The organism is Sphaerospermopsis reniformis, from assembly GCF_005402885.1.
In the GTDB taxonomy this organism is placed as follows: domain Bacteria; phylum Cyanobacteriota; class Cyanobacteriia; order Cyanobacteriales; family Nostocaceae; genus Sphaerospermopsis; species Sphaerospermopsis kisseleviana.
Window position 1 is genome coordinate 1 of sequence record NZ_BJCE01000377.1, and the last position, 3,162, is coordinate 3,162.

The window sequence follows — 3,162 nt, forward strand, 5'->3', positions numbered from 1 at the left end:
TTGTAAATCTTAACTTGAGAAATATCGCGTCTGGCTAAGGCGTGCAAGTCTACTGAGGGATAACTGCTCCCATGCTCCCGTTGAAGTAGAAAGTAAAGTCTAGCTTTGTCTAGGTTTTATATAGCAGCTAACAGTCTTGATTTGAGTAGATAGGTGTTGAAAATTGTCGTGACGCTGCAATCAATATTTTGGCGAAGGCACTAAAACAGACAGGCTATGAAATTGAAGAATAAAAAAGCCACCCTCTGAGGTGGCTAAAAATTGATAAGGGGTACAAGTAGGTTGTACTCCTTTTGCGTTTGATATCACAACGAAAACCGCTATACGGCTTGTAATTAGCAATCGTAATATAAGAAGAATTCGTAGGGATGAGGACGCAACTGCATTTGCTTAACTTCGTTAGCAAGCTTGTAGTCAATCCAGTTTTGGATGAAATCTTCTGAGAATACACCAGTTTCAGTTAAGAAAGCGTGGTCATTTTCCAATGCTTCCAAAGCTAATTCCAAAGAACCAGGAGTAGAAGGAATCTTAGCTAATTCTTCAGGAGACAGTTCATAGATATTTCTGTCTAAAGGTTCACCAGGATGGATTTTGTTCTTAATACCATCAATACCAGCGCAAAGCATAGCTGCAAAAGCTAAGTAAGGGTTAGAAGTAGCATCAGGACAGCGGAACTCTAACCGTTTAGCTTTGGGGTTGTCACCAGTTAAAGGAATACGTACAGAAGCAGAACGGTTTCCTTGAGAATAAGCCAAGTTAACAGGTGCTTCGTAACCAGGTACGAGACGTTTGTAAGAGTTTGTAGTGGGGTTGGTGATAGCCAATAAAGCTGGAGCGTGTTTGAGGATACCACCGATGTAGTAAAGACCCATTTCGCTCATACCTGCATACTTGTCACCAGCAAATAGGGGTTTACCATTATTCCAAATGGACTGGTGACAGTGCATACCAGAACCATTATCACCAAAAATAGGTTTGGGCATGAAAGTAACGGTTTTGCCGTATTTTCTCGCCACGTTTTTGATGACGTATTTGTAAGTCATTAACCAGTCAGCAGCTTCGATCAGCTTACCGAAGCGGAAACCAAGTTCACACTGACCACCAGTAGCAACTTCGTGGTGTTGTTTTTCAATGGGTACGCCACATTTAGCCATTGTCAACAACATTTCTGTTCTGATGTCCTGGAAGGTGTCTGTAGGTGGTACAGGGAAATAACCTTCTTTGAAACGGGTTTTGTAACCCAGGTTAGGACCATCTACTTCACCATTTTTACCCTTTCTACCTGTGTTCCAACGACCTTCTACAGAATCTACATAGTAGTAACCGGAGTTAGCGGTTTGGTCATAGCGGACATCATCAAAGATGAAAAATTCCGCTTCTGGACCGAAAAAGGCAGTGTCACCAAGACCTGTAGAAGCAAGATAGTCTACTGCTTTCTGAGCAATCACACGGGGACAACGGTTATACCATTCGCCTGTGCGTGGTTCTTTAATGCTACAAATAATACTTAGAGTTGGTTCTGCCATGAAAGGGTCGATCCAAGCTGTGTTGGGATCTAACACCATTGTCATGTCAGATTCTTCGATACCCTTCCAACCCCGGATACTAGAACCATCGAAAGGTACACCGTCAGTAAATGAACTTTCGTCAATTTGGTTATAGTAAACCGTGAGATGCTGCCAAGTTCCTGGTGTATCAATAAACTTCAGATCGATCATCTGAATGTTTTGGTCCCGAATCATTTTCAAGACTTCTTGTGGCGTTGTCATTGTTTGTTACTCCTTCTGTAGCCAATTGTCTAAAATAAAATCAGTTTCTGCCAAAGCATCTTAACTGATATAAAAAAGCTAACTATTGCTAACGAAAGCCAGCTTTTGCTTCCTGTTTCATTCTAACTAAAAGTGTTGGAACTATTTAGTCCACAGGTGAACACGGTTAATTTAACCGCTTTTTCCTGAAATTAGTTGTAGCCAGACCATGACAGTCATAATTTTTACTTACCACAACTAGATGTAGAGACGTTATGTATAACGTCTTTACTGGGATAAAATATATCTATAGTCACCAATTTACTACCATAATTGGCTAGTAGACCGGGTGAATTAACCCAAGTTTTGACACACCACCTTAGATATCGTAAAGAGTAGAGATAAGATAATTATGTATTTTTTGTTACAGATTGTCTGGTTTATAGGTTATGTTAACCTTTCTTGCTAAATCTGCACAAAACAAGAAACTTCATCTTATCGGGGTCAACTTTGGCTTAAAATCCTTATGTAATGGATGAATACTTTTGTGCCACAACTATTTTATGGCTATGGCACAAAACTTTACAGGTGCAAAAGTGCAACCAAATTAATATCAAACCATAGCATAGTCACGATTGGGAGAAATACAGAATGCGCGATGCAGTTACAACTTTAATTAAGAATTATGACGTAGCCGGAAAATATTTTGACCGGAATGCGATTGATAGTCTTACGTCTTATTTTGCAACTGGTACAGCTAGAGTACAAGCAGCAGCAGCGATTAATGCTAATGCAGCAGCTATTGTGAAACAAGCTGGTTCTAAGTTGTTTGAGGAATTACCCGAATTAATTCGTCCTGGTGGTAATGCTTATACAACTCGCCGTTATGCTGCTTGTTTGCGTGATATGGATTATTACCTACGTTATGCTACTTACGCGCTGGTGGCTGCTAACATGAATGTGTTGGATGAGCGTGTTTTGCAAGGTTTACGGGAAACTTATAATTCTTTGGGTGTTCCTATTGCTCCCACAGTGCGCGGTGTGCAAATTATGAAGGATATTGTTAAGGAGCAGGTAGCGGCTGCTGGTGTGCCTAATACTGCTTTTGTGGATGAACCTTTTGATCACATCACTCGTGAGTTGAGTGAACAGGATGTGTAATGGCATGAGGCAGGAAGTAGAAGGCACAAGGCAGGAGGCGTTAATGTCTTTTTCGTCATTTTGTTTTCATTGTCTGTTGATGTCTGCCATTTTGCGTTGATTAATTTTAGATATCAAAAGATTTTTGCGATCGCACTTTGGCTATTTAGTCAAGGTGCGTTTACTTTTTTTGATAATTATCAGAATCGGGATGTTTATTCAGGTGATGATAAAATAAAAAAAAGGGCGGTAAAATACCGACCAGGAGTATTAA

The 3,162-nt window shown here is 40.2% G+C and carries 2 protein-coding genes; one reads left to right on the forward strand and one right to left on the reverse strand.

The window, feature by feature from the left end; translation table 11 throughout:
• Positions 1-335: 335 nt before the first annotated feature.
• On the reverse strand, positions 336-1,769 hold the full coding sequence (gene glnA / locus FFR48_RS26550; protein ID WP_096567252.1) for a type I glutamate--ammonia ligase: 1,434 nt from the start codon (positions 1,767-1,769) through the stop codon (positions 336-338).
• Positions 1,770-2,399: 630 nt separating this feature from the next.
• Between glnA and apcB the strand changes: the two genes are divergently transcribed.
• Positions 2,400-2,909 carry an allophycocyanin subunit beta gene (gene apcB, locus FFR48_RS26555; RefSeq protein ID WP_096567250.1) on the forward strand — a complete coding sequence of 170 codons (510 nt, stop codon included), beginning with the start codon at positions 2,400-2,402 and terminating at the stop codon, positions 2,907-2,909.
• Positions 2,910-3,162: the final 253 nt, after the last annotated feature.

Coding starts and splice junctions, on each gene's coding strand:
- apcB (WP_096567250.1), top strand. CDS start 2,400: ATGCGCGATGCAGTTACAACTTTAATTAAGAATTATGACGTAGCCGGA.
- glnA (WP_096567252.1), bottom strand. CDS start 1,769: ATGACAACGCCACAAGAAGTCTTGAAAATGATTCGGGACCAAAACATT.